A 24,312-nucleotide genomic window follows, 5' to 3' on the forward strand; every position below is an offset into this window, starting at 1 on the left:
GCCGAAATTTTTGCCATATCTGCAAAAAACCGGCCTTGGTGTTGTAAAAATAAAACTTTTTTAAGGAATTATTGAAATTCCTTAGGCTTCCATATACTCTTCAATTGGAGCACAAGTACAGATCAGATTTCGGTCTCCGTAGGCATCGTCAACACGACGTACGGTTGGCCAAAATTTATTGTCGTTCAAGTAGTCCAATGGATACGCTGCTACTTGTCTGCTGTATGGGAATTCCCAAGTATCTGCAGTTACCATTTGAAGGGTGTGTGGTGCGTTCTTTAGCGGATTGTTTGGATTGTCTTTTGCTGCTGCTTCAATCTCCTTTCTAATCGAGATCATTGCATCACAAAAACGATCTAACTCTGCTTTGCTCTCACTCTCGGTAGGTTCAATCATAATCGTACCAGCTACCGGGAACGATACCGTTGGCGCATGGAATCCGTAGTCCATCAAACGCTTAGCAATGTCAGTTACCTCAATTCCGTGCTCTTTAAACGGGCGGCAGTCAATGATCATTTCGTGTGCAGCGCGTCCTTGCTCTCCTGTGTAAAGGGTTTCGTAGTGCCCACTCAAACGCTCTTTAATGTAGTTCGCATTCAAGATGGCATACTCCGTAGATTTGCGTAGACCACTTTCTCCAAGCATGGAGATATACGCATAGCTGATCAAACACGCCAGTGCAGAACCCCAAGGTGCTGCAGAGATTGGAGAGATCGCGTCTGTTCCGCCAGTCTCAATTAATGGATTCCCCGGTAAGAAAGGAACCAACTGTTCTGCTACGCAGATCGGTCCAACTCCCGGTCCACCACCTCCGTGAGGAATGGCAAAGGTCTTGTGTAAGTTCAAGTGGCAAACATCGGCGCCAATGGCACCTGGATTGGTCAAGGCTACCTGAGCGTTCATATTCGCTCCGTCCATATAAACTTGCCCGCCGTACTCGTGAATGATACCAGTGATCTCGCGAATTGCAGACTCGTATACACCGTGCGTAGACGGATAGGTTACCATGAGTGCGGCTAAGTTGTCTTTGTGAGCAATCGCCTTTTCACGCAGATCTTCCACATCAATGTTTCCATGCTCATCAGCTTTGGTCACTACAACCTTCATTCCCGCCATTACTGCAGATGCTGGATTGGTTCCGTGTGCAGAAGATGGGATCAAACAAATGTCTCTGTGGTGATCGCCGCGAGAATGGTGGTAGGCTCTAATAACCATCAGGCCTGCAAATTCTCCTTGGGCCCCAGAGTTGGGTTGCAAAGAAGTCCCTGCAAAACCAGTGATCTCTGTAAGCTGTTCTTCTAATTTTTTCAATACCAATTGGTACCCCAAGGCTTGTTTAACAGGAACAAACGGATGGATATTCACCCAATTCGGGTCACTCAAAGGCAACATCTCAGAAGCTGCGTTGAGCTTCATTGTGCAGCTTCCCAAAGGAATCATGGAGTGATTCAAAGAAAGGTCTTTGCGCTCCAAACGTTTGATGTAACGCATCAGCTCAGATTCACTGTGGTAACTGTTAAACACCTCATGGGTCAAAAACTCCGTATTGCGCTGCAGTGAAGTGGCCAGCGACGATTTCTCAATGAGTCTTTCTACGGTTGGCGCTTCCTTGAAGTTTGCTTCAGCAAAGATCGACAGGATGTTATTCAGATCATCCAAATTCACCGTTTCATTCAAAGCGATAGAAACAGTTTCTGCATCTGGATAATAGAAGTTCAGGTTCTTGGCCTCCGCAATGAGTTTGATGTGATTGGCATCCGCTTTAATTCGGATGGTATCAAAATAGCTTTCGTTAAGCTGCTGGTAACCCAAGGTTTCTAAATTATGCGCTAGAGTTACCGCAGCGCGGTGTACTTTAGTGGCGATATCTCTCAGGCCTTCTGGTCCGTGATAAACAGCATACATTCCTGCCATTACTGCTAAGAGTACTTGAGCGGTACAAATGTTAGAGGTCGCTTTGTCACGCTTAATGTGCTGCTCACGGGTTTGCAGTGCCATGCGTAGGGCGCGGTTTCCGTCGGTGTCACGAGTTACCCCAATGATACGTCCAGGAATATGTCTTTTAAAGGCCTCGCGAGTAGCGAAGTACGCAGCGTGCGGGCCTCCGTATCCTAAAGGAATTCCAAAGCGCTGGGTGGTTCCCACAACCACATCGGCTCCTAAAGCTCCAGGAGATTCTAGCAGTACTAAGCTCAACGGATCAGCAGCTACCGCTACTTTGATCTCCATAGCGTGAGCGCTGGTGATAAAACTCTTAAAGTCAAAAGTGATTCCGCTAGTTCCAGGATACTGCAACAAGGCACCAAAGTATTCTGTAGAGAAATCAAACTCACGATGATCTCCCACAACCAATTCAATCCCAATTGGAATCGCACGGGTTTCTAAAAGCGCTCTGGTTTGCGGTAGGACTTCTTCAGAAACAAAAAACTTGACCACGTTCGCTTTTTTCTGCGCGCGTTCACGAACGGCAAAAAGTAAGGTCATGGCTTCTGCAGCCGCAGTAGATTCATCCAAAAGTGATGCATTAGCCAATTCCATCCCAGTTAGGTCAGTGACCATGGTTTGGTAGTTCAAAAGCGCTTCCAAACGTCCTTGAGCAATCTCAGCTTGATAAGGAGTGTAAGCGGTATACCAACCTGGATTTTCCAAAATGTTCCTTTGGATAGGAGCTGGAGTAGAGGATCGGTGGTAACCCAATCCAATAAAACTTTTATAAACCTGATTGTTCTCAGAAAGGGCGTTGATATGATCGGCAAATTCCACCTCGCTCATGGGTTTGTCCAGGTGTAATTTCTGATTCAGGCGTATCTCTGCAGGAATGGTTTCCGAGATCAATTGTTCTAGGCTATCCGCACCGATGGTGGCTAGCATGCTTTGGAGGTCCGATGGTCTTGGACCGATGTGTCTTAGCGCAAAAGAATCCGTGTTCATTGGGTTGTAAAAATTTGTACACAAAAATACGACATATCGGTTATAAAAACAGCAGTTTTGACCGTAGTGGAAAATTTATTTATTGACAGTTTTAAAGCGAATTGTTCATTAATTTAGCTTACCCTATGGCCGTTCTAAGAGCTCTGTTTGATTTTTACCTTAAAAGTAGCGTACACGTTGCTCTAGCTGTCTGTGCGTTGCAATGGGCTGCTACGGTTTTTCTGGGCTTGGAATTCAGCCCAGTTTTGATGCTCTTTACTTTTTTGGCAGCGGTAAGCGGATACAATTTTGTCAAATATGCAGAGCGGGCACGATGGTATCACAAAAGTCTTCCAACAGAACTCAAAACCATTCAGATCTTTTCCTTGGTCTGTTTTTTGGCTTTGATTGGCTGCGGACTCTTTTTACCCTTTAACACTTTGGCGGGCTTTGGATTATTGTCCTTGCTTACAATGGCTTATGTGGTGCCCATGTTGCCTCAGGCTAAAACACTCAGAACCTTGGCAGGGATAAAGATCTTTGTAGTTGCACTGGTTTGGGCGGCAACTGCTGTGGTTATTCCATTGTGGCATGCGGGCGTGTTACCCACTGCTGACGGCTATCTGTTGTTTGTGCAACTCTTTTTAACGGTGTTCGCCTTGACCATTCCCTTTGAGATTCGAGATCTGCAGGTGGATGGGCTCGACCTAAAGACTTTGCCGCAAGCGTTTGGAGTTCAAAAGAGCCGTTATCTTGGCATTGCCGCAGTTCTTTTAGCTGCGATCTTAGAAGGTTTTAAAGACGATTTTGTTTGGTACTCCAATATCTATTGGTTGCTGATAGCACTATTGACGGTGCTCGGTTTGCTGCGGAGTAAAACAGAACAGCCGCCCTATTTGGCGGCTTTCTGGATAGAAGCGATCCCTGTTGCAGGTCTCCTATATCTTTATGTGGTAATTTTCTAAGCTATTTGTCTGCCAATTGCTTGTTGAGCAATTCTTGCAGATCCGCTTTTTCTTCCTTGCTCACAGTATTCACCCGTGGGTCCTGATACGTCTTTGTGAGTTTGGTGTTGCGTCTGGTGTACTCGCGACAAGCACGGCAGTAAATCAAGTGAATGTTCAAGCGGACCTTTTCCCAAAAGGTCGCTTCCTTATATTGTGATTTGTCACAAATATGATTGGCTTCATGGCATTCAAGTTTAATTTTTCCCATTTCCTATAACCAATTATTTTCTAAGCAATCTGCCATAGCCTTTCTGGCTCTGTGGATGATCACCCATAGATTAGACGGAGTAATATCAAAAGCATTACAAATTGCTTCGGTATCAAAATTTTCCATCGTTTTCATTCGGAAGATTGTACGTTGTTTATCATTCAATCCATCCATGCAATCATAAATGGCGGTACCCAATTCTTCATTTTCAATTTGATCTTCTGCGGTTCGGTCGTACTTGTCTGCAATGCGTTCTTCCAGCCAATCGCTTTCAGTTTCGCTGTCGTCATAATTGATACGAACTTCTGCTTTTCCCTTGTTTGAATTGATCTTGCGGTAATGATCAATGATCTTTCTTTTGAGGATAGAGACCAGCCAGGTACGTTCCGTGGCATCCCCTTTAAAATTCTCCATAGACTTCAGGCCGGCTAAAAAGGTCTCACTGATGAGGTCCTTAGCCAAGTCGCGGTCATTGACCCGAGCAATGGTGTAATTAAAGAGGTAGTCTGAATATCGAGCGACCCATTGGGTTGCATCTATTTGATTGTCCGCCATAAAAAGGCTCCTTGTAGATTTTACCAAAAATATAAAAGTTCTAGAACTTTAACAGGGCAGCATTTCCCGTTAACAGGGTTTTATGCTGGTTTTGCGCAATTTGTCGGAAGTAAAATCGTACAATTTGTGTACTTTTGAGGCAAACCTACGCTGTGATTAAGAGAATTACCCTGCTGGCTTTGTTGCTGGCCCTACCGGCGTCTGCGCTGTTTGGCCAAGTAGAAAGCAACTTTTTTTACGCCACCATGGATTTGGGTAGTGCCCAAGAACTTTACGAAGAATTTCCTGATGATATTACTATAGTACGTGCTGTTTCTGGGCAAGCCGCTGTTTATATGAGTCCTTTTGCGGCGCACAAGCTGCACGACAATATCTTAACGCACGGTCCGGGTTATGTTTATATGCCAAGCCGCACCGCAGCTTTGTCAGAACTCAAGCCGCTTCAAGCCGCAGCTAAAAGTAGCTTCACCTACACCCTGACAGAATCTAGCTTAGTTGAACAAGCCTTGCCTTTGGCCTCTGCGGCGAATATTGAAGCCCGTATCCTCAATTTGCAGAGTTACGGTACACGCTACCACAATAGAGGTGCCGCGACAGATGCTGTTTATGACCTCAAGACAGAACTAGAAGCAGAGATTACCGCGGCAGGACGTGACGATATTAGCGTGCGTATTGTTAATCATACCGGAACTCCCATGCCATCTTTAGTGGTTACTATTCCTGGAGCTTCTCTGGCTGATGAGTATGTGATCCTCGGAGGGCATATCGATTCGACTGCTCCAGATAGAGACAATGCTCCCGGCGCCGATGATAATGCTTCAGGTATTGCAACAATCATGGAGGTTTTCCGTGTCTTGCTAGAAATGGATTACCGTCCTAAGCGTACGGTTGAATTCATGGCCTTTGCCGCAGAAGAAATAGGATTAGTAGGTTCCTTTGAGATCGCACAAGAATACAACAATGCTGGGACTGATGTTTATGCCTATGTGCAAATGGATATGACCAATTACAACGGTTCTGCCAATGACATATATCTCATGACCGATCCTTACATAAGTAGCGAACTAAACGATTTTATGTTCGATCTTATGGATACCTATAACGCCAGTGGAGAACACGCTATTTCCTATGGAACTTCCATTTGTAACTACGGCTGTTCGGATCATTTTAGTTGGGCGCAGAACGGCTTTGACGTTGCCTTTCCTTTTGAGGCTTCCTTTAGTGGTAGAAACCCAAACATCCACACCTCAGGAGATACTTACAGTGTTTCTGGAACGGCCAATCACGCATTAAAATTTGCAAAGCTCGGGTTGGAATACATTTTAGAATCTGCCAAAAATGATCTTTTGTCAACGAGAGATTTTGGCAGACAAGCGGTTCAGATTGGCGTAAGTAACAGTCAATTGAGCTACCAACTCGGTACGCAAGGCGAGTTTCAGAAATTGAGCGTTTTTAATGTGATCGGACAGCAGATCACTACTGCTACTATTGACAATCCGCAGGGAACCTTATCCTTAGGCAGTCTTAAAAGTGGAGTTTATATTGCCGTTTTTGAATCAAGCCGAGGCGGAAGCGTGGCGAAGAAATTCGTCATCAACTAAAGAGTTTAAGGCCTCGTTTTCAATTCGACTTTTGATCTGAGCGTTTCTGTGTTTCAGAAATTGTCTCAGATGATTCTTAAGCAGGAGTTTGTCGAACAGCTTGCCAAACCAACCGTAGGGTACTTTATAGAGGAGTTCATCTTTCATGATAACGCAATCTCCGCGCTGCTGAAACTCGTGTTTGTGCACAAAGTAAGTGAAATGCCCGCGGATCATCAGATCCACAAAACAGTGGGGTTTCTCCATTATAACGATCTTGGAGGTATGGGGCAGCCAAAGGCCAAAATGCTTGCCCCTCCAACGAACAGTCTCGTTGAGGTTGATGAGCCCAGAGGTAACGCCTTCAATGGCCTTTTCTCCCGTATGACTTGCCGATTCCATGTGAAAACTGATATCTCTCGATAGGTCAAAGACCGTGTCAATACTTCCTTTAATTTCTGTGGTGAGTTCTATTTTGGTCATGATAATAGGTCTTTTAAAGCGAGTTCTGGGCTGGTGTATTTGTGTTTAAAACCAGCATTTAACAAGCGCTTTGGTTGTACATAACGGCTCTTTAAGATCAGTTCCGTCTCGGTTTTGATCAGTAGCGCGCCAAGTTCTAAAAGCGGTTTGGGCAAGTTGATTCCCAAGGGCACTTTGAGTACAGCTCTCAGGTTCTGCATAAAGTGTCTATTGCGTATGGGCAGGGGAGCAGCCAAATTGAAAATGCCTTCTTGCTCCGGATGAGTTATTATAAAGGCGATAGCACGGGCAAAATCCTCCTCATGCATCCAACTGATCTGTTGATTGCCATTGCCTTGTTGGCCGCCAAAACCCAACTTGCTAATCGCTTTTATAGGTTGTAAAGCCCCTCCTTTCTTACCTAAAACTATTGCGATGCGCACGGCGACCTGACGCACTTCTCGGCGATAAAAGTCAAAGAAAGCGCGTTCCCACTTCTTGGCTACCTCTTCTGAGAAGGTATTGCCCAATCGTCCGTGCTCTTCATCCATAGGAGTAGATTCAGAGTGCTCATAAATGGTTCCAGTTGAAGCATTGATCCATATCGTTGGAGGTGTTTCGCAATTGTGCATAGCTATACCCAATGCCTTAGTGCTGTCCACACGGGAATCAATGATGGCTTTTTTGTTAGCGGCTGTATAACGGCAGTCCACGGACTTGCCCGCAAGATTGATCAATACATCGCTTGAGGCCAACGCTTGAGTCCAATCACCTTGATTCTCGCCGTCCCAGATCAAATAGGTAACCTGTTTGTTGTTGGGTCTAAATTTTCTACTTAGCACGTAAATATGCTTTACGCGAGTCTTGAAATATTCAATGAGCACTTGACCTAAAAAGCCGGTGCCGCCAGCTATGGTAATATTAAGATTCTTCAATTCCATGATAGTGTGTTTGAAGTTGTTTTAAATGATGATAAAAAAGATCGCTAAGGGTATTGAAGCCAAAACCGTGAATACCACCGTTTGATGACCCGGGATAAGAAAGGAGTTTATCAGTACGGCTGCGCAGGGTATGGAGTAAAAAACCAATTGTCTTTGTAAGCTTCTTGAATAATCCTTGAATTTTAAGATGGCATGCAGAAACAAAAGCACCTGAACCCCTCCTAAAAGGACGTGAATTATAACTCCTGGAAAAAGTAAAAGGTATCCCGCTGCCCCAAGCGCGAACATAAGCACATTAAGGCCAAAAGCGTATTTGAATATCCAATGATAGTATCGTTCCATGACGTTCAGTTTTCAGCTTGATTGTATTTTTTTTCGATCTGATAAATGATAGCAGAGAAGTAGATCGCCAAAGGAACAGAACCTACTACCATCATAGTTAAGAGGTCTTCATTCCATGAAATCACTGCTGCTAAAACGAGCGGAAGCGTGATCCCTGCATAGATATACACCTGCAAATTTTCTAATTGTGTATTGTCCTTACGTGTGATTAAATAGCCCAGCATACAACTCAATTGAAAACCCCCTAAAAGCAGGTGACAGATAATTCCTGGCCACAAAAAGATCAGGTAGCCTGCAACAGTGAAAATTATGAGCGTGATGTTTATCGGAAATATTAAGTTTCTCATAATAGTTGCATTAGATGGTGGATAATTAAAGCGATATAACCCAAAGCGAATAAGATGAACAGTCCGTTCATGCCATAGCTTCCTATTTTGAACAATTTGGTTTGTGGAATATTGTACATCGGATAGTAAGCAATTTGAGTGATGATTTTACCAATCCAATAAGACCCAATGATCAATGAAATACCCAAACTCAATAAAGACGGCGTAAGCAGAGGGTCGATTAACAGTATTGTCAATAATCCAAAAGAGAAATTAAGTCCTTGAATATAGTGTCCATAAGTCTTTGCTATTTCTTGGTTCAAGGGTTTGAGCTGTTTGATATCGTTGTACCAGTCAAATACTTTATGTCTGATGTACGGGTAGATCAAAGCAGTAAAAATTTGTCCAATTCCAGCAGCAATTAAAACGTAGTATAAGGTGGTTTTCATTTTGTTTATTTTAAACTTTCAATAAATATTGAAACATATATTGAAAAAAATTTATTTGAATAGTTTGATGATCGTTTTGGTTACCCAGTTTTGTTCTGTGCTTACTATGCGTCCCAAAAGGGCATTGGCATTCTCGGTCAATTCATGCATGGCTTTGGTTTGCTTAATGAACTCCTCATTAGCTGCGCTACCATTAGACTCAATGCTTGAGATCTCTTTCAAGACCTTAATAGTAGGCTCAATTTCTCGGCGACTGCGCTCCTTGGCAATTTGTCGCGCCAGCTCGTTTACGTCTTTCTCACTAGCAAAGAACTCTTTACGTTCTCCAGGTTTGGTGACCTTGTAAACAATACCCCAATCAATGAGTCCGCGTAAATTCATGCTGGCGTTTCCACGGGAGATTTCCAGTTCTTCCATGATCTCTTCCATAGAAAGTGGCTCCGGAGCAATAAACAGCAGGGCATGGATCTGTGCCATGGCCTTATTGATTCCCCAAAGGGTTCCTAAGGATCCCCAGGTACTGATAAATTTCTGTTTTGCTTCTTTGAATTCCACGGTGTAAAGATATAAAAATATTTTAAACTTTCAATAATTATTGAAAATTAATAAAACCAAGGAATAAACGTGTATTCCTTTTTTTGTTGATTTAAAGTAAACCGGCGCGCTCCAAAAGCGCCTTAGGGTCTGGTTTTTGACCGCGGAACTTTACATAAAGCTCCATCGGATCTTGGGTGCCTCCTTGGGAAAGTACAAAGTCTTTGAACTTATCTGCCACGGTTCGATCAAAGATTCCTTCAGCCTTAAAGTAACTGAACGCATCAGCATCCAAAACCTCTGCCCACTTATAACTGTAATAGCCTGCAGAGTATCCGCCTTGAAAAATATGACTGAAAGAAGTACTCATGCAGGTCTGCGTAGTAGCAGGATAAAGTTTAGTGGAAGCAAATGCAGCCTCTTCAAAAGCTTTTACATCTTCAATAGCAGATGGATCTGCACTGTGCCAAGCCATGTCTAGCATTCCAAAGCTCAATTGACGTAAGGTCTGCATCCCTTCATTGAAGGTAGCGCTGGCCTTGATCTTTTTAATAAGTTCCATCGGAATGTCTTCACCGGTCTCGTAATGCTTTGCAAAAAGCGATAAGGCCTCTTGCTCGTAACACCAGTTCTCCATGAGCTGACTGGGCAGTTCTACAAAGTCCCAAAGCACGCTGGTTCCAGACAAGCTGCTGTAGGTGGTATTGGCAAGCATTCCGTGCAAGGCATGTCCAAATTCATGGAATAGGGTAGTCACCTCGTTAAAGGTCAAAAGCGATGGCTTATCTGCTGTTGAGGGTGTGAAATTACACACTATGGATACGTGCGGTCTTTCATTATTGCCATTTACCGTTTGCTGCGGACGGTAACTGGTCATCCAAGCTCCGCCGCGCTTTCCAGGTCTCGGGTGGAAATCCGCGTAGAACAAAGAAATATAATTCCCTTTGCTGTCTGTGACCTTGTAGGTTTTTACGTCTTTATGATAAACCGGGACGTCATCAATCGGTTCAAAATTCAGATCGAACAAACGAGAAGCTACTTCAAAAGAACCGGCTATAACCTTGTCTAATTCAAAATAAGGCTTGAGTTCTTCCTCATCAAAGTCAAAGAGTTTTTTCTTGAGTTTTTCTCCGTAATAGGCACCGTCCCATTTTTGCAATTGGTCAATGCCGTCCAGCTCTTTCGCAAATTGCTCCAAACGATCGTATTCCCCTTGCGCCGCTGGTTTGGCCTTGTCTTTTAGGTCCTCTAAAAAACTAGTCACCGCGGCTGGCGTTTTGGCCATACGGTCTTCCAATACAAAGTGAGCGTGGGTGTCATAGCCCAACAATTGAGCGCGTTTGTGGCGCAAATTGGCAATATCCAACACCAATTGTTGGTTGTCGTTTTCATTGCCTTTGAAAGCCTTAGCACCAAAGGCCAAGGATAATTCTTTACGCAACTCTCTGTTGTCCGCATAGGTCATAAACGGAATATAGCTCGGGTACTGCAGGGTAATCACCCAGCCGTCTTTATCGCGGTTTTTAGCCTCTGCGGCAGCCATGGCCTTGGCTGTTTCTGGTAAACCGTTCAGGTCTGATTCTTCAGTGAGGTGTAACTCATATGTGTTGGTCTCTGCTAAAACATGCTCGCCAAACTTCAAGGTCTTTTGAGCGAGTTCTGCGTCAATTTTTCTGAGTTCCTGCTGATCGGCTTCATTCAGGTTTGCCCCATTACGAGCAAAACCTTGATATTGGCGCTCCAAAAGCATGGCGTCCTCCGCAGTCAATTCCAATTGTGCTTTATTGTCGTAAACCGCTTTTACTCTTTTAAATAAAGCTTCGTTAAGCAGTAAATCGTTTTTAAAAGCCGATAGAAGCGGAGAGATCTCTTGGGCTATTGCTTGAATCTGCTCATTGGTCTCTGCGCTGTTCAGGTTGAAGAAAATAGAACTCACCTTACCCAATTGCTGACCGGTACGTTCTAAAGCTACCACAGTATTTAAAAAGGTGGGAGCTTCCGTTTGGTCGGTAATGGCCTTAACCTCCTGATGCGTTTCTGCGATCAAGGTTTTAATGGCTGGGCTAAAATGTTCGGGTTTTATTTGATCAAAAGGAGCAGCGTCAAAAGGCTGCAACAATGGATTTACTGTACTCATGGATTATTTTTCCTTCAAGGATTTGGCGCCTTCTTCTACTTTTATCTTCAAGCCTTCTTTGTAAGCGATGATCTTATCCAACACACATTTGTCGTGAGCTCCAATGATCTGTGCGGCAAGGATACCTGCATTCTTGGCTCCGTCTAGAGCTACAGTTGCAACAGGCACTCCGCCAGGCATTTGCAAGATGGAAAGCACAGAATCCCAACCGTCAATGGAGTTTCTTGATTTCACAGGAACGCCAATTACAGGCAATGGTGATAAAGAAGCGATCATCCCGGGTAAGTGCGCTGCACCTCCAGCTCCGGCAATGATCACTGAAAAGCCACGCTCGTGGGCGTGTTTTCCATAGTCAAAAAGTTTGTCTGGTGTTCTGTGTGCCGATACAATATCCACCTCAGTTTGAATATCAAATCCAGCCAAGATATCAATGGCTTCTTGCATTACTGGCAGGTCACTGGTGCTGCCCATTATGATTCCTACTTTACTCATGACTACTAATTACGCGTATTTTTTCTTTTACTTCTTGAGCGATGCGTCTGGCCTCTGCCAGATTCTCGTTGGTGATGGTCACATGGCCCATCTTTCTAAAAGGGCGGGTCATCTTTTTGCCATAAATGTGAGGCGTTACCCCTGGCAAACTCATGATCTCTGCAATATTTTCATAGCGAACCTGGCCGGTATGCCCTTCGGCTCCTACCAAGTTAACCATTATCCCACCAACCTTGCTGTCTGTATTCCCTAAAGGCAAACCGAGCACGGCACGCAGGTGTTGTTCAAACTGATTGGTAAAGCTGGCTTCAATGCTGTAATGACCGCTGTTGTGCGGACGCGGTGCCACTTCATTAACCAAGATCTGATCGTCTTCTGTTTGGAAGAGTTCTACAGCTAATAGCCCAACATGACTAAAGGCTGCGGATGCTTTTAGGGCAACTTCACGCGCCTTCTGTGCAACGGCATCGTCAATACGAGCAGGGCAAATCACATACTCTACTTGGTTGGCCTCCGGATGAAATTCCATCTCCACTACCGGATAGCTCACAGCTTCTCCGTTAGCAGAACGCGCAACGATCACAGCGAGTTCATTTTTGAAAGGGATCATCTTTTCAGCTATGCAAGGCACATCGGCCAAGCCGTCCAAATCGCTGAGTTCACGAACAATCTTTACTCCCATACCGTCATAACCACCTACGCAGCTTTTCCACACAAAAGGCAGCTCCCAATTGTTGGCTGCTACCCATGCTTTTGCTTCCCCAGTAGATTCAAAACGCTGGTAGGGTGCTGTTGGAATTTCATGCTTAGCATAAAAATCCTTTTGCACGCCTTTGTTCTGAATATTTCTCAGAGTCGCTGCTTGCGGATAGGTTTTAACGCCTTCTGATTCTAGCTTTTCCAGAGCGTCCAAATTCACACCTTCAATCTCAATGGTAAGCACGTCCACATCTTTTCCGAAGTTGTAAACTGTGTCAAAATCCATCAGATCGCCTTGAACAAAAGTGTCGCAAGAAATGCGGCAAGGCGCCTCAGCGCTGGGGTCCAATACTTTTGTTTTGATGTCGAATTTGCGGGTGTCGTACAGGAGCATTTTGCCCAGTTGTCCTCCGCCTAGAATACCTAAAGTGAAGTTTGTAGAGAAATAATCGGTCATTATTATACCAAATAAGAGACAAAAATAAGGCTTTTGAATTGAACCATAATACTCACTGCTAATAAAGCTTAAAAGCGTATCTTTGCCCCGAATTTAAAAGGCCTCAAGCGTTTTGATCACTCTAGGAGACAAGCAATTTGAAAAGTACTTAACGGCAACCGATGTGCAGCATGCTGTAAATGGTGTGGCTGTGCGCGTTGCGGATGATTACAAAACCAAGAATCCTGTTTTTTTGGTGGTACTTAACGGTGCCTTTTTCTTTGCTGCGGATTTGATCAAACGCTTCAGTTATCCTTGTGAGCTCAGCTTTATTAAAGTGGCGAGCTATGATGGACTCAGCAGTTCTGGAGACATCTCTACGGTAATGGGCGCGGAACCTTCATTGAAAGACCGTCACGTTATTGTGGTGGAAGACATAGTGGATTCCGGCAACACCATCGAGGCCATTGTTCAAATACTAAACCAGGAGCAGGTGGCCAGTTATTCGATCGCCTCGCTTTTCTATAAACCCGATGCTTATCTCAAATCCTTTCACTTAGACTATGTGGGGATGGAGATTGAAGACCGTTTCATAGTTGGATACGGTTTGGACTACAACGGCTTGGGCAGAAACTTAAAAGACATTTACATTTTAAAAGCAGAACAAATGACAAATCTCGTATTGTTTGGCCCTCCAGGAGCCGGAAAAGGAACACAAGCCGCATTGATCAAAGATCGTTACGAGCTGGTACACATCTCTACTGGAGATGTATTCCGTTACAATATGAAGAATAACACAGAGCTCGGACAAGCTGCACAGGCCTATATGGATCGTGGAGATTTAGTGCCTGATTCTTTGACCATTGATATGCTCCGTGCAGAGGTAGAGAAGAACCCGCAGGCCAAAGGCTTTATTTTTGATGGATTCCCTAGAACAGAAGCGCAAGCGGCTGCTTTAGATGAATTATTGGAAAGCATGAATTCTGCAGTGAGTGGATGTGTTGCTCTTGAGGTAGATACGGAGATCTTGGTGGAGCGTTTGTTAGAACGCGGAAAAACCAGCGGCCGTGCTGATGATCAGGACGAGTCTAAGATCCGTAACCGATTTGAAGAGTACAATGAAAAAACTGCTGTTTTAAAGGGGTACTATCAAAATCAAGATAAATTCCACGCCATTGACGGTGTTGGTTCTATTGACGAGATCACTGGGCGCTTGACGTCTGTGATCGATCAGTTATAATCCGCAGTAAAAAACAAGAGCCATGACAGAAGGCAACTTTGTAGACTATGTGAAGATACACGTTACTTCTGGTAAAGGTGGTAAGGGAAGCGCGCATTTACACCGCGAAAAGTACATTGCCAAAGGAGGTCCTGATGGCGGTGACGGCGGACGTGGCGGACACGTGATCATTAGAGCAAACCCGAACTTTTGGACGCTCTATCACCTCAAATTCAAAAGGCATTTTAAAGCAGATCACGGTGAGAATGGCGGAAAACAACGTTCCACTGGAGCTAATGGTAAAGATGTGATCATTGAGGTGCCGCGCGGTACGGTGATTCGCAGGACCGAAGATCAAGAGATCCTGCATGAGCTTACAGAAGCCAATGAAGAATTGGTCATTGCAGAAGGCGGTAAAGGCGGTCTTGGAAACTGGCATTTTAAGAGTGCTACACGCCAAACCCCGCGTTATGCTCAACCCGGTTTAGAAGGCGAGGAGAAGAATATTACTCTTGAGCTTAAAGTTTTAGCCGATGTTGGTTTGGTCGGCTTCCCCAACGCTGGTAAATCTACTTTGCTCTCTGTAATTACCGCTGCTAAGCCTAAGATTGCAGCCTACGAATTCACCACCCTAAAGCCGAATTTGGGAATTGTGGAATACCGCGATTACCAAACCTTTGTCATGGCAGATATCCCTGGAATCATTGAGGGAGCTGCAGAGGGCAAGGGGATCGGACACCGTTTTTTACGTCATATTGAGCGCAATTCCGTTTTGCTGTTTTTAGTTCCTGCGGATGCAGACGATATCTACAAGCAATACGAGATCTTGTTGGATGAGCTCCGCAGATACAATCCGGAGCTGTTAGACAAAGAGCGCCTTATTGCCATTTCTAAATCCGATATGCTGGACGATGAACTCAAGGCAGAGATGCAAGAGGAATTGGATCAGCAATTTACAGATGTACCTTATCTTTTCATATCTTCAGTAGCGCAAACGGGCTTGATGCCTTTAAAAGATGCGCTATGGAAAATGTTAAATACTTCAACCGTCGAGTAGTTCCCTGCTTTGTATTGGTTTTTTTACTCCTTGTGGGTTGCGGCCCTACGGCTCGGGTTGACTTTGATCCCGCTACGAATTTTACCAACTACAAGACCTATAAATGGTTTACCAGTCTAGATTCTGGACTCAGTGAATTAGACAACCGTCGTGTAAAACGCAGCGTGGATAGTTTGTTGCAAAGTCAAGGTTTTATTGAAAGTGAAGCTGCTGATTTTATGATCAATTTCTATGCGGTAGAAGAGATCGTTCCTGCAAATTCCATAGGAATTGGTATTGGCAGCGGAGGCGAAGGTATCGCCGTTGGCGGCAGTGGAAGTATCCCCGTAGGAGGAAATAAGATCCTTCAAACACTCACTTTAGACTTTGTAGATCCTGTTAAAGACGAGTTGATCTGGCAAGGGGTTTCGGTTCGGAAATACTTTACTACATCCACTCCTGAACAAAAAGCGGAACACTATTTGAAAGTAGCAGCAAAACTCTTGAGATCGTTTCCGCCACAATGATCTGGCGTTAAAGTGACGTAAAAAACAGCTGAGGTTTTAAAAACTTATAATAGATTTGTTTTGCTATGCGAAAGACCGCCCTTTTCCTTTTGTTCATTTTTAGTGCGACCCTGACTTATGCTCAGGCTTCTTTAACAGAGGCTAAAAAGCTCATAGAACAAAAGAACTACGCCCAATCAGAAAGAATCCTATACAATTACCTTCAATCAGACCCTAACAATCTGGAAGCCCAAGAACTCTACGGGGATGCTTTAGGATATCAAGAAAAATGGGATGAGAGTATTGTGGTTTATGAAAAGCTAGCCCTTGCAAAACCAAAACACGCAGAATATCATTATAAATACGGTGGAGCTATGGGGATGAAAGCCTTATCGGTGAGTAAGTTCAAGGCTTTGGGCATGTTGGGCGATATAAAATCTGCTTTTTTAACCGCTGCGGAATTAGACCCTAAACACATTGAGGTGCGTTGGGCCTTGGTGGAATTCTTTATGCAATTGCCCGGAATAGTTGGGGGTAGCGAACGTAAAGCTCAGAAGTACGCCAATGAATTATTGGCACTGTCTCCCGTAGATGGCTGGTTGGCCAAGGGATATATCGCTGAGTATAATGAAGATTTCAAAGACGCCGAATCGGCCTATAAAAAGGCCATAGAGGTTGGTGGTTCAGAATTGACATACAACAAGCTTATTGATCTTTATGAGGCTCACGGAGAAGGGGAGAAGGCCATAGAAACCACTCAGGCTTGTTTGGCAGCTCACGACAACAACCGTTTGCACTATCAGATCGGGAAAATAGCGGCTACTTATAATATCAACCCAGAACTGGGGATCAACTGTTTGGTCAAGTATATTGAGAACTATACTGTCAAAGATGGCGTACCTAAAGACTGGGCCTATTATCGGTTGGCACAGATCTACAGAAACTTGGGAGACAAAGGGCAAGCACAAACGTGGATCGACAAGGCACTAGCTTCCAGACCCGACTTCAAAGAGGCCAAAAAAGAAGCTGTTGCCATAGGGCAAATGAGTTGCTGCTGATTCTTATCTTTACTTTTTATTTTAACCGATGCGCGTACATTTTATAGCAATTGGCGGAAGCGCCATGCACAACCTCGCACTAGCCCTACACCATCAAGGTGATCAGGTGACCGGAAGTGACGACGAGATCTTTGAACCTTCTTATTCACGATTGAAAGCCGCTGGTCTCTTACCAGACTCTTTTGGTTGGAATTCCGATCGAATTACTGCCGATATTGAAGCGGTTATTTTGGGGATGCATGCTAAAGGAGACAATCCGGAGCTCTTAAGAGCCAAAGAACTCGGCCTTTCGATCTATTCCTATCCCGAATTTCTCTACGAGCAGTCCAAACTTAAGACCCGTGTGGTCATTGGTGGATCTCACGGAAAGACCTCCATTACTTCTATGATCTTGCATGTTTTGGACTATGTGGACAAAGAGGTTGATTTTATGGTAGGCGCGCAACTGGAAGGCTTTGACCGAATGGTGTCGCTCAACCCTGACAATGATTTTATGGTCTTAGAAGGCGATGAGTATCTTTCATCTGCTTTAGATTTGAGACCCAAATTTCACTTGTATAAACCCAATATCGCTTTGCTAAGCGGTATTGCTTGGGATCACATCAACGTATTTCCAACCTTTGAGAATTACGTGGAGCAGTTTGCCATCTTTTTAGAGCAGATCACCCCTGGTGGTGCTATTGTGTATAATGAAGAAGACGAGCAGGTCAAAGCTGTTGTTGAAGCCTGCAGTCAGCCCATTAAAAAGTATCCATACCGCACTCCTAATTATGAGGTTGAGGACGGAGAAACGCTGTTGCATACTCCAGACGGGCCTATGCCTTTGCAGATCTTTGGAAAGCATAACTTAAGCAATTTAGAAGGAGCCCGTTGGATCTGTCAATTGATGGGTGTGGATGCAGAAGATTTTTACGAAGCCATTTCCACTTTTAAAGGAGCGAGTAAACGCCTGGAGTTGGTTGCAAAATCCAAATCCGCAGTCGCTTATAAAGACTTTGCCCATTCGCCTTCTAAAGTAGAGGCTACCACCAAAGCCTTAAAAGGACAGTATCCAGACAGAACCTTATTGGCCTGCGTGGAATTGCACACCTACAGCAGTTTGACTCCGGAATTTTTAGCCCAATACAAAGGGGCGTTGGACGCCGCAGATGAGGCAGCGGTCTTTTACAGTCCGCACGCGGTGGTGATCAAGAAACTGGCTCCAGTATCGGCTGCTCAGATAGAAGAAGCCTTCCAGCGTAGTGACCTCAAGATATTTACAGACCCTGAGGCTTTTCAAGAGTTTCTATTTGGTCAAGATCTCAGCGCCAAGAATTTATTGCTGATGAGTTCCGGTAACTACGGAGGCTTGGATTTTGAAAGATTAAAGTCGCAATACTAACAGCCTTCTCAGGTACTACACTCCAAAAGACTTCAAATGGTGGTCTAGATGCTTGTATTGCATCTTTCCCCACTGTTCATGGGTAAAGTGGCCAAACATCGGGTGTGGATTCCACTCTTGATTGTCTCTGCGGTTGTAAAAGGCGTCAATAAGCTCGTTGAGCGTTTGCTTTTCTGCATTGAAATCTTTCTCCTCCAAGACTTTAAAACGTTTGGGCGTTGGTAAATTCTTGCGCCAGGCCTTGTCACTGTAGAGTGATTTTTTAAAGAATCTCGCCATCAAGGAAACCTTGGGTTTTTGGTATTCTGATTTTAAAGCGGTCTTTAAGGGAAACTGGCAATGATGCATCATTTGAGCTGAGTTCATCTTGCCCCATTGATTGGCAGCTTCTGGTGTTAATTTATCAATTCGTGCCTTTATTTCCTGATAGGCTTCTGCCTCAAACAAAGAATTCATTAGCTTGCATTTAGGTGGTTTCTTCCCACAAGATACCTAAAGTTTGACAAATTCATCTCAGAAAGATTCCCTGAAACAAAATCCAAATAGGGAGCGACCCAGGGAGCGTTTAATGAGCGCTGGAGCGTCTCATTTGACTGCAGAAGAACTGTTGGCTATTCTGCTGCGTTCCGGAAATAAGGACTTATCCGCCTTAGGGCTTGCGCGTGAACTTTTAAAAGCTGCAGATCATCGTTTGGATCGGCTGTCCAGAACAGAAGTGATGGAGCTCTTAGAGATCTCTGGTATTGGTTTGGCTAAGGCCACAACCATAGTAGCCGCCTTTGAATTGGGTCGGCGATGCCGAGACAGCTCCGCAGAAAAAACTAAGCGAATCAACAGCAGTGCTGCTGCCTACACCTGTATGGAGCCCTTGCTTGGGCATTTGGATCACGAAGAGTTTTGGGTGCTCTTTCTAAACAATGCGCATGGGGTTTTGTCACGAGCAAGGATCAGTAGCGGCGGCTATACCGGGACTTTGGTCGATGTACGGATCATACTTAAAAAAGCCCTTTTAGCCAAGGCCGTTGGGATGATCTTGGTACACAATCATCCCTCGGGAACCTTAAAACCTAGTCAGGCCGATATTACCTTAACGCAAAAGATCGTCAAAGCTGCTAAGGCAATTGATATCACCGTTTTGGATCACCTCATTGTGACTGAAAAAGCGTACTTTAGCTTTGCAGACAAACACCTGTTGTAGCCCTTGGATTCACTGCTAATTTACAGCCCTAAGAACACGCCGAGACTCACTTATGTTTTTAAACATATTTGTACGAGGCTCTTGGGTATGCCTATTGCTTTTACCACAGAGATTCCTGTCTTTGTGGCTCATGGAGGGCCAAAGATCTGGTACGGGCCTAGCGGGCAGGGAAACAACACCTTTTATATTAAAAGTCGTGAATTGCTGTTTCAGCAAGGAATCACAGATATTGAGATCCGAGTGCGTCCTTGGGAACAGACCGTTGGCTTTTTTGCGACCTCCCCAGACAGTAGTTTGCCCTTTGATATTTTTGCGGCTAGCTTTTATTTGCTCAGCCGTTACGAGGAGTATTTGCCACATGTAAAAGATGCTATGGGGCGCTACCCAGCGGCAGAGAGTTTGGCTGCGACTTCAAATTTTTTGAACCAAGCTGTGGTGGATATTTGGGCCCATAAGTTTTTAGAAGCACTGCGAGAAACCTATCCAGAAATTAAGTATCAACTACCAGAATTTGAGATTCAAAACCTAATTGATGTGCCTCAGGCCTTTGAGTATAAGAGTAAAGGCTTTTTGAGGAGTTTCTTCGGATACTTCTCTGATCTTTTTCGCTTCCGATTTAGGGCCATTGCGCACCGGACACGGGTGCTGCTGTTGCTCAGCAAGGATCCGCACAACACCTTTGATTGGTTGGCTGAGGTAGGCAAGGAGCATCAGGTTAATTACCGTTGTTTCTTTCAAGTGGGAGATTATTCCAGAGACGATTACAACATCTCGCATCACAAAAAGGCGTACCGAAGATTGATCAAATCCGCAGCAGATTACGCCCCAGTAGGTTTGCGTATATCGCACCGCGCATTGACAGATCTCAAACAGCTCAAAGAAGAGAAACGCCGTTTGGAGGCCATTACCAACAGACCTGTGGCCTGCAGTATAAATGCCTCAGGAGTGCTGAACATCCCTGATATTCTCAGAGCTTTGGTAGATCTAGAAGTGGATGAGAATTATTCCATGGGATACAGTGATACTCCGGGTTTTAGAGCAGGGACCAGCAGACCGTTTTATTTTTACGATCTCGATTTTGAGGTGCAAACTCCGCTGCGATTGGTGCCGTATTCCATTGCTCAAACAGCTCTGGAGAATCTTACCACAGAAGAAATTGAGACTTTGGTCAAGGAATATAAATCTGGTTTGATGAATGTCGGTGGTTCTTTGGTAATGCTGATGCGCAATGATACCTTTGCATTGAGTTTTGACAATCGATTTTGGAGAACCCTTTACACCCAGCATTTAACGCATGAATAAAGAGCAAATTACGGACATCTTCCTTGACCTGGATCACACCCTTTGGGACTTTGATAAGAACTCAGGCTTGGCCTTTGAGCGCGTGTTTAAGACTTTTTCTATTCCGTTGAAGCTCGCTGATTTTTTGGAGGTATACGAACCGATCAATCTACAATACTGGCGCCTCTATCGGGAGGAACAAATAGACAAGCAAGGTTTAAGACGCGGCCGGCTCAACGATGCCTTTGCTAAATTTGAGCTGAGTTATCCTTTGGAGACCATAGATGCCATGGCGGTTCAATATATTGAGGAGTTGCCTAAGGACAATTACTTGTTTGACGGTACGGAAGATCTTTTGGAATACCTTAAGGATAAATACAAATTGCATTTGATTACCAATGGATTTCACGGAGTGCAGCACAAGAAATTGCAGAACTCTGGGATTGCACACTTCTTTAGTACCGTAACGACCTCAGAAGACGTCGGGGTTAAAAAACCAAACCCCAAAGTTTTTTACCACGCCTTAGAACTGGCAGGAGTAACTGCGGAGCATGCTGTAATGATCGGGGACAGTTTTGAGGCTGATATTCTCGGAGCTGAGGCGGTAGGCTTACATACCGTGTTTTTTAATTATAGAAAGCAGCAAGTTGATCCTCAACGTATTGTAGTCGATGACCTTCCATCGATTAAAAACTACCTTTAAGGCAATACGACCTTTTTAAAAACGTTGTATATTTAGCCAACCCAAATCTAAAATATGCGACTGAAAGCCCTTTTTCTTCTCGCTTTGGTCTTTTGTTTGAGCTCCTGTATCAAGGATACAGATTTTGAGCAAGCAGATCAAATCACCCTTAGTCCGGAATATGAACTGGATCTCGTGTACTTCACGGTAGATACTTCTATGTTCGAATCCAGTGGTGAACTGGGGGAAGCATTCAAGGTGACTGACACCACGAATGTTCGATTTTTAGACGACAGTTTTATTCAGGAATCTCTGGTACGTGCAGAGGTTTTCTTTAGACTAACCAATAGCATTCCCCGCGATTTTCAGCTCGAGGTTGAATTTATGACCTTGACCAATGAAGTACAATATCAGTTTGATATTCCAATTGCAGCGGGAACTGTAGCCGCCCCCGTAATTACTGAACACCTCGAAGTCTTTGACACAGCTGCCGAACTGGGCCCCTTAACCAGCTCGTCGCGCGTGGTGATCAGTGTGTCGAGTCCAGAAACGGTAGAAGCCCTGGACGGAACTTTGAACCTACAATCTAAATCTGCTTACTTCTTGGAGTACTAGACTATGCGCAACTTACTGGCTTTTCTTTTTGTCCTGCTGATGGGAACAGGGATGCTTGCCCAAAACAAAACGATTGTTTTTGGGTATGAGGACATTCCTCAATCCCTTTTGGTGAATCCGGCGGCGGATATGCCCCAGGATTTTCATGCAGGACTGCCTGGACTATCTCAGGTTTACTTGCACGGAGGTTCCAGTGGTGTTAGTGCTTTTGACATCTTTCAAGAATCATCCGTTGATATCAATCAACGAATAACAGAAGCCATTGCGGGAATGAGTTTTAGAGACTTTTTTACTGTGAATCAACAGTTGGAGATTCTCAGTGCGGGTTGGCGCAATAAAAAAGGGGATTATTGGTCTGCTGGACTTTATCAAGAATTGGATGTCTTGGCTTACTTTCCAGAAGACTTAGCCGATTTAGCTTGGGAGGGTAACCGCAATTATATCGGCAGAAGTTTTGATTTGGGACAACTCAGTGTGACCTCTGAGGTTCTGATGGTTTATCATGTCGGGATCAGCAGACAGTTCAATAAAAATTTAAGAGTAGGAGCACGCGCCAAGTTGTATTCCAATATTGCCCATGCAAGTTCCACCGGGAACCAAGGAACCTTTGTCACCACAGAAACCCCGGGAACGGTAAATATCTACGAACATATTGTGACCAATGCGGATCTCGAGTTAAGAACTTCCGGAATTGATGCAATATCAGAGGCGGGAAGCCCAGGGCGTGAAGTTGCTAAACGCGCCATGCTTGGCGGAAACTTAGGCGTAGGTGTTGATTTGGGGATCAGTTATGACTGGAACCGAAACTGGACCTTTGACGCCAGTATTTTGGATCTGGGCTTTGTCTATCACAGCAATGATGTTAAGCGTTATACGGCTCGAGGCGATTACGTGCTTAACGGGATCGAGTTTATTTTTCCTCCCTTGAGTGATGGACAACGCACGGTAGATTACTACCGCAGATTGACTGATGATCTGGACGAGGCATTCCCTAGAGATACGTTGACCACAGCCTATCTGCAAATGCGACCTACAAAGGTCAATGCGGCCATTTCCTATGGTTTTGGAACCTTTGGAGAAGGAGAAGATTGTAACTGCTTAAACAAAGAAAGCACGCGCTGGCGCGAGAGACTCGGATTGCAGTTCTTCAGCGTGATCAGACCGAGAAGACCTCATATGGCCTTGTCTGCCTTTTATTATCGCAGACTTACAGGTTTTTTGTCAGCTAAGGTTGCTTATACAGTCGATGAGTATTCTGCCAGCAATTTGGGGGCGGGATTTGCCGCCGATATTGGCCCCGTTAACTTCTATTTTACAGTCGATAACATTTTGAGATATGGCAATGTTGCAAGGGCAAAAAATGTATCTTTGCAATTAGGGCTAAATCTTAAATTATCTTCGGAATGAAATTACGCTTCCTCGCGCTGATTGCAGCGGTTCTTTTCACTTCGCTTTCCACTGCACAAAGCAGCATTCACGATTACCATTACATCTTTGTACCTGACCAATTTGAATTCCTGAAAGGGAAGGATCAGTACCAAGTGAATTCACTGGTTCGCTTTTTGTTCAAGAAGCACGGTTTTAATGCGTATATCGGGAATGAATTGCCGCTTTATTTGAAAGAGCAACCCTGCAAAGGATTATACGCCGATGTGCAAGGGATGGAAAACTTCATGCATTCCAAGATTGTGATCAACATCAACGATTGTGAAGGAAATACCTTGTTCACCTCCGCAGAAGGAAAAAGCAAGGACAAAGATTACCGTAAAGCGTTTCACGGCGCCGTTAGAGAAGCCTTTATCTCTATTGCAGAGCTCAATGTAAATCAATTTGCACTTCCTGAGCCCACAGAAGAAGAGCAAGTTGTTGAAGATACTGTAGATCAATTAGACCCACCTCCACCACCACTTGAGATTGAAGTTGTAGAAGAAAAAGAGCAAGTTGCTGAAACCGTTGAAACACAAACGGATGCAACCCCTGCTACAGGTTCCACTGTGATTGAAGAAGTCGAGGAGATCAAAGAAAAGGCATTGGTATATAACGACTATGAACTTCTTTTCAAAGACGATGTTTATGTGATCATGTACAAGGGAGAAGTCATTGGAAAATCCTATGCATCACAAGAAGACGGTGTATATGACATCAAAACCAAGCAGTTTAATGGCAAGGGATATGTTGAAGGCGATAACTTCAAGATAGAACGCGCCATAGAGGGAATGGATCAGACTGTGACCATGTTGTTCAAACCTAAACAATAG

Annotated in this window: 26 protein-coding genes; 13 read left to right on the forward strand and 13 right to left on the reverse strand. The window is 44.4% G+C overall.

Annotated elements, in window-relative coordinates; genetic code table 11:
• Positions 1 to 81 precede the first annotated feature (81 nt).
• Complete coding sequence (gcvP, locus tag HRT75_RS03395; protein ID WP_291182698.1) at positions 82 to 2,931, reverse strand: aminomethyl-transferring glycine dehydrogenase; 2,850 nt, start codon at positions 2,929 to 2,931, stop codon at positions 82 to 84.
• A 125-nt stretch (positions 2,932 to 3,056) separates the two neighbouring features.
• Between gcvP and HRT75_RS03400 the strand changes: the two genes are divergently transcribed.
• Positions 3,057 to 3,875, forward strand: coding sequence for a hypothetical protein (locus tag HRT75_RS03400; RefSeq protein ID WP_291182700.1), 819 nt, complete (start codon positions 3,057 to 3,059; stop codon positions 3,873 to 3,875).
• 1 nt (position 3,876) lies between these two features.
• On the opposite strand, the gene HRT75_RS03405 is transcribed toward HRT75_RS03400, so the two are convergent.
• Together HRT75_RS03405 and HRT75_RS03410 are read right to left on the reverse strand one after the other, a co-directional pair.
• A complete protein-coding gene (locus tag HRT75_RS03405) occupies positions 3,877 to 4,125 on the reverse strand; it encodes a hypothetical protein (RefSeq protein WP_291182702.1) in 249 nt (82 codons plus the stop codon).
• A 3-nt stretch (positions 4,126 to 4,128) separates the two neighbouring features.
• Positions 4,129 to 4,680: a sigma-70 family RNA polymerase sigma factor gene (locus tag HRT75_RS03410; RefSeq protein WP_291182704.1), complete on the reverse strand. Its 552-nt coding sequence runs from the start codon at positions 4,678 to 4,680 to the stop codon at positions 4,129 to 4,131.
• Between the two features lie 152 nt (positions 4,681 to 4,832).
• On the opposite strand from HRT75_RS03410, the gene HRT75_RS03415 reads away from it, so the two are divergent.
• Positions 4,833 to 6,281, forward strand: a complete 1,449-nt coding sequence (locus HRT75_RS03415) for a M20/M25/M40 family metallo-hydrolase (protein WP_291182706.1) — start codon at positions 4,833 to 4,835, stop codon at positions 6,279 to 6,281.
• Here the strand turns inward: HRT75_RS03415 and HRT75_RS03420 are convergent.
• The 9 genes from HRT75_RS03420 to purK form a co-directional block, all read right to left on the reverse strand.
• Positions 6,237 to 6,743, reverse strand: a complete 507-nt coding sequence (locus HRT75_RS03420) for an SRPBCC family protein (RefSeq protein ID WP_291182708.1) — start codon at positions 6,741 to 6,743, stop codon at positions 6,237 to 6,239. The two genes, HRT75_RS03415 and HRT75_RS03420, sit on opposite strands and share 45 nt — an antisense overlap.
• Entirely contained in the window at positions 6,740 to 7,663 is a 924-nt protein-coding gene (locus HRT75_RS03425) for a TIGR01777 family oxidoreductase (protein ID WP_291182710.1), read from the reverse strand. The genes HRT75_RS03420 and HRT75_RS03425 overlap by 4 nt, the downstream gene beginning before the upstream one ends.
• Positions 7,664 to 7,684: 21 nt before the next feature.
• Positions 7,685 to 8,005 (reverse strand): hypothetical protein, encoded by a 321-nt coding sequence (locus tag HRT75_RS03430; protein WP_291182712.1) that lies wholly within the window; start codon positions 8,003 to 8,005, stop codon positions 7,685 to 7,687.
• Positions 8,006 to 8,010: 5 nt separating this feature from the next.
• Positions 8,011 to 8,352: a hypothetical protein gene (locus HRT75_RS03435; protein WP_291182714.1), complete on the reverse strand. Its 342-nt coding sequence runs from the start codon at positions 8,350 to 8,352 to the stop codon at positions 8,011 to 8,013.
• Positions 8,349 to 8,780, reverse strand: coding sequence for a hypothetical protein (locus HRT75_RS03440; RefSeq protein WP_291182716.1), 432 nt, complete (start codon positions 8,778 to 8,780; stop codon positions 8,349 to 8,351). The genes HRT75_RS03435 and HRT75_RS03440 overlap by 4 nt, the downstream gene beginning before the upstream one ends.
• 51 nt (positions 8,781 to 8,831) lie before the next feature.
• Positions 8,832 to 9,335, reverse strand: a complete 504-nt coding sequence (locus HRT75_RS03445) for a MarR family transcriptional regulator (protein ID WP_272831747.1) — start codon at positions 9,333 to 9,335, stop codon at positions 8,832 to 8,834.
• 91 nt (positions 9,336 to 9,426) lie between these two features.
• Positions 9,427 to 11,451, reverse strand: coding sequence for a M3 family metallopeptidase (locus tag HRT75_RS03450; protein WP_291182719.1), 2,025 nt, complete (start codon positions 11,449 to 11,451; stop codon positions 9,427 to 9,429).
• A gap of 3 nt (positions 11,452 to 11,454) precedes the next feature.
• Entirely contained in the window at positions 11,455 to 11,943 is a 489-nt protein-coding gene (purE, locus tag HRT75_RS03455) for a 5-(carboxyamino)imidazole ribonucleotide mutase (protein ID WP_291182721.1), read from the reverse strand.
• Positions 11,936 to 13,099: a 5-(carboxyamino)imidazole ribonucleotide synthase gene (purK, locus tag HRT75_RS03460; protein WP_291182723.1), complete on the reverse strand. Its 1,164-nt coding sequence runs from the start codon at positions 13,097 to 13,099 to the stop codon at positions 11,936 to 11,938. The genes purE and purK overlap by 8 nt, the downstream gene beginning before the upstream one ends.
• Positions 13,100 to 13,211: 112 nt before the next feature.
• Between purK and HRT75_RS03465 the strand changes: the two genes are divergently transcribed.
• From HRT75_RS03465 to HRT75_RS03485, 5 genes are all read left to right on the forward strand, one after another.
• Positions 13,212 to 14,318, forward strand: a complete 1,107-nt coding sequence (locus tag HRT75_RS03465; protein WP_291182725.1) for an adenylate kinase — start codon at positions 13,212 to 13,214, stop codon at positions 14,316 to 14,318.
• 22 nt (positions 14,319 to 14,340) lie between these two features.
• Entirely contained in the window at positions 14,341 to 15,354 is a 1,014-nt protein-coding gene (obgE, locus tag HRT75_RS03470) for a GTPase ObgE (protein ID WP_291182727.1), read from the forward strand.
• Positions 15,321 to 15,860: a DUF4136 domain-containing protein gene (locus HRT75_RS03475; protein ID WP_291182729.1), complete on the forward strand. Its 540-nt coding sequence runs from the start codon at positions 15,321 to 15,323 to the stop codon at positions 15,858 to 15,860. The genes obgE and HRT75_RS03475 overlap by 34 nt, the downstream gene beginning before the upstream one ends.
• Positions 15,861 to 15,925: 65 nt before the next feature.
• Complete coding sequence (locus HRT75_RS03480) at positions 15,926 to 16,897, forward strand: hypothetical protein (protein WP_291182731.1); 972 nt, start codon at positions 15,926 to 15,928, stop codon at positions 16,895 to 16,897.
• Between the two features lie 28 nt (positions 16,898 to 16,925).
• The gene (locus HRT75_RS03485) at positions 16,926 to 18,278 is read left to right on the forward strand and encodes a Mur ligase family protein (RefSeq protein ID WP_291182733.1); all 1,353 of its coding nucleotides are present in this window, start codon (positions 16,926 to 16,928) and stop codon (positions 18,276 to 18,278) included.
• 15 nt (positions 18,279 to 18,293) lie between these two features.
• Here the strand turns inward: HRT75_RS03485 and HRT75_RS03490 are convergent, their stop codons facing one another.
• Positions 18,294 to 18,734 (reverse strand): DUF1569 domain-containing protein, encoded by a 441-nt coding sequence (locus HRT75_RS03490; protein WP_291182735.1) that lies wholly within the window; start codon positions 18,732 to 18,734, stop codon positions 18,294 to 18,296.
• Positions 18,735 to 18,777: 43 nt separating this feature from the next.
• Here HRT75_RS03490 and radC point away from each other — a divergent pair, with 43 nt between their 5' ends.
• Genes radC through HRT75_RS03520 form a run of 6 tightly spaced genes read left to right on the forward strand, consistent with a single transcriptional unit; the run spans position 18,778 to position 24,312 of the window.
• Positions 18,778 to 19,476: a DNA repair protein RadC gene (gene radC / locus HRT75_RS03495; protein WP_291182737.1), complete on the forward strand. Its 699-nt coding sequence runs from the start codon at positions 18,778 to 18,780 to the stop codon at positions 19,474 to 19,476.
• Between the two features lie 3 nt (positions 19,477 to 19,479).
• A complete protein-coding gene (locus HRT75_RS03500; protein ID WP_291182739.1) occupies positions 19,480 to 20,778 on the forward strand; it encodes a polysaccharide deacetylase family protein in 1,299 nt (432 codons plus the stop codon).
• Positions 20,771 to 21,460 carry a YjjG family noncanonical pyrimidine nucleotidase gene (locus HRT75_RS03505; protein WP_291182741.1) on the forward strand — a complete coding sequence of 230 codons (690 nt, stop codon included), beginning with the start codon at positions 20,771 to 20,773 and terminating at the stop codon, positions 21,458 to 21,460. Before HRT75_RS03500 ends, HRT75_RS03505 begins: the two co-directional genes overlap by 8 nt.
• Before the next feature lie 54 nt (positions 21,461 to 21,514).
• A complete protein-coding gene (locus HRT75_RS03510) occupies positions 21,515 to 22,054 on the forward strand; it encodes a hypothetical protein (RefSeq protein ID WP_291182744.1) in 540 nt (179 codons plus the stop codon).
• Positions 22,055 to 22,057: 3 nt separating this feature from the next.
• On the forward strand, positions 22,058 to 23,461 hold the full coding sequence (locus HRT75_RS03515; protein ID WP_291182746.1) for a DUF5723 family protein: 1,404 nt from the start codon (positions 22,058 to 22,060) through the stop codon (positions 23,459 to 23,461).
• On the forward strand, positions 23,458 to 24,312 hold the full coding sequence (locus tag HRT75_RS03520) for a hypothetical protein (RefSeq protein WP_291182748.1): 855 nt from the start codon (positions 23,458 to 23,460) through the stop codon (positions 24,310 to 24,312). Before HRT75_RS03515 ends, HRT75_RS03520 begins: the two co-directional genes overlap by 4 nt.

Origin of the sequence: Gilvibacter sp., assembly GCF_013214815.1 — a bacterium.
Taxonomy (GTDB): domain Bacteria; phylum Bacteroidota; class Bacteroidia; order Flavobacteriales; family Flavobacteriaceae; genus Gilvibacter.

Coding starts and splice junctions, on each gene's coding strand:
- gcvP (WP_291182698.1), bottom strand. CDS start 2,931: ATGAACACGGATTCTTTTGCGCTAAGACACATCGGTCCAAGACCATCG.
- HRT75_RS03400 (WP_291182700.1), top strand. CDS start 3,057: ATGGCCGTTCTAAGAGCTCTGTTTGATTTTTACCTTAAAAGTAGCGTA.
- HRT75_RS03405 (WP_291182702.1), bottom strand. CDS start 4,125: ATGGGAAAAATTAAACTTGAATGCCATGAAGCCAATCATATTTGTGAC.
- HRT75_RS03410 (WP_291182704.1), bottom strand. CDS start 4,680: ATGGCGGACAATCAAATAGATGCAACCCAATGGGTCGCTCGATATTCA.
- HRT75_RS03420 (WP_291182708.1), bottom strand. CDS start 6,743: ATGACCAAAATAGAACTCACCACAGAAATTAAAGGAAGTATTGACACG.
- HRT75_RS03425 (WP_291182710.1), bottom strand. CDS start 7,663: ATGGAATTGAAGAATCTTAATATTACCATAGCTGGCGGCACCGGCTTT.
- HRT75_RS03430 (WP_291182712.1), bottom strand. CDS start 8,005: ATGGAACGATACTATCATTGGATATTCAAATACGCTTTTGGCCTTAAT.
- HRT75_RS03435 (WP_291182714.1), bottom strand. CDS start 8,352: ATGAGAAACTTAATATTTCCGATAAACATCACGCTCATAATTTTCACT.
- HRT75_RS03440 (WP_291182716.1), bottom strand. CDS start 8,780: ATGAAAACCACCTTATACTACGTTTTAATTGCTGCTGGAATTGGACAA.
- HRT75_RS03450 (WP_291182719.1), bottom strand. CDS start 11,451: ATGAGTACAGTAAATCCATTGTTGCAGCCTTTTGACGCTGCTCCTTTT.
- purE (WP_291182721.1), bottom strand. CDS start 11,943: ATGAGTAAAGTAGGAATCATAATGGGCAGCACCAGTGACCTGCCAGTA.
- purK (WP_291182723.1), bottom strand. CDS start 13,099: ATGACCGATTATTTCTCTACAAACTTCACTTTAGGTATTCTAGGCGGA.
- obgE (WP_291182727.1), top strand. CDS start 14,341: ATGACAGAAGGCAACTTTGTAGACTATGTGAAGATACACGTTACTTCT.
- HRT75_RS03475 (WP_291182729.1), top strand. CDS start 15,321: ATGGAAAATGTTAAATACTTCAACCGTCGAGTAGTTCCCTGCTTTGTA.
- HRT75_RS03480 (WP_291182731.1), top strand. CDS start 15,926: ATGCGAAAGACCGCCCTTTTCCTTTTGTTCATTTTTAGTGCGACCCTG.
- HRT75_RS03485 (WP_291182733.1), top strand. CDS start 16,926: ATGCGCGTACATTTTATAGCAATTGGCGGAAGCGCCATGCACAACCTC.
- HRT75_RS03490 (WP_291182735.1), bottom strand. CDS start 18,734: ATGAATTCTTTGTTTGAGGCAGAAGCCTATCAGGAAATAAAGGCACGA.
- HRT75_RS03505 (WP_291182741.1), top strand. CDS start 20,771: ATGAATAAAGAGCAAATTACGGACATCTTCCTTGACCTGGATCACACC.
- HRT75_RS03510 (WP_291182744.1), top strand. CDS start 21,515: ATGCGACTGAAAGCCCTTTTTCTTCTCGCTTTGGTCTTTTGTTTGAGC.
- HRT75_RS03515 (WP_291182746.1), top strand. CDS start 22,058: ATGCGCAACTTACTGGCTTTTCTTTTTGTCCTGCTGATGGGAACAGGG.
- HRT75_RS03520 (WP_291182748.1), top strand. CDS start 23,458: ATGAAATTACGCTTCCTCGCGCTGATTGCAGCGGTTCTTTTCACTTCG.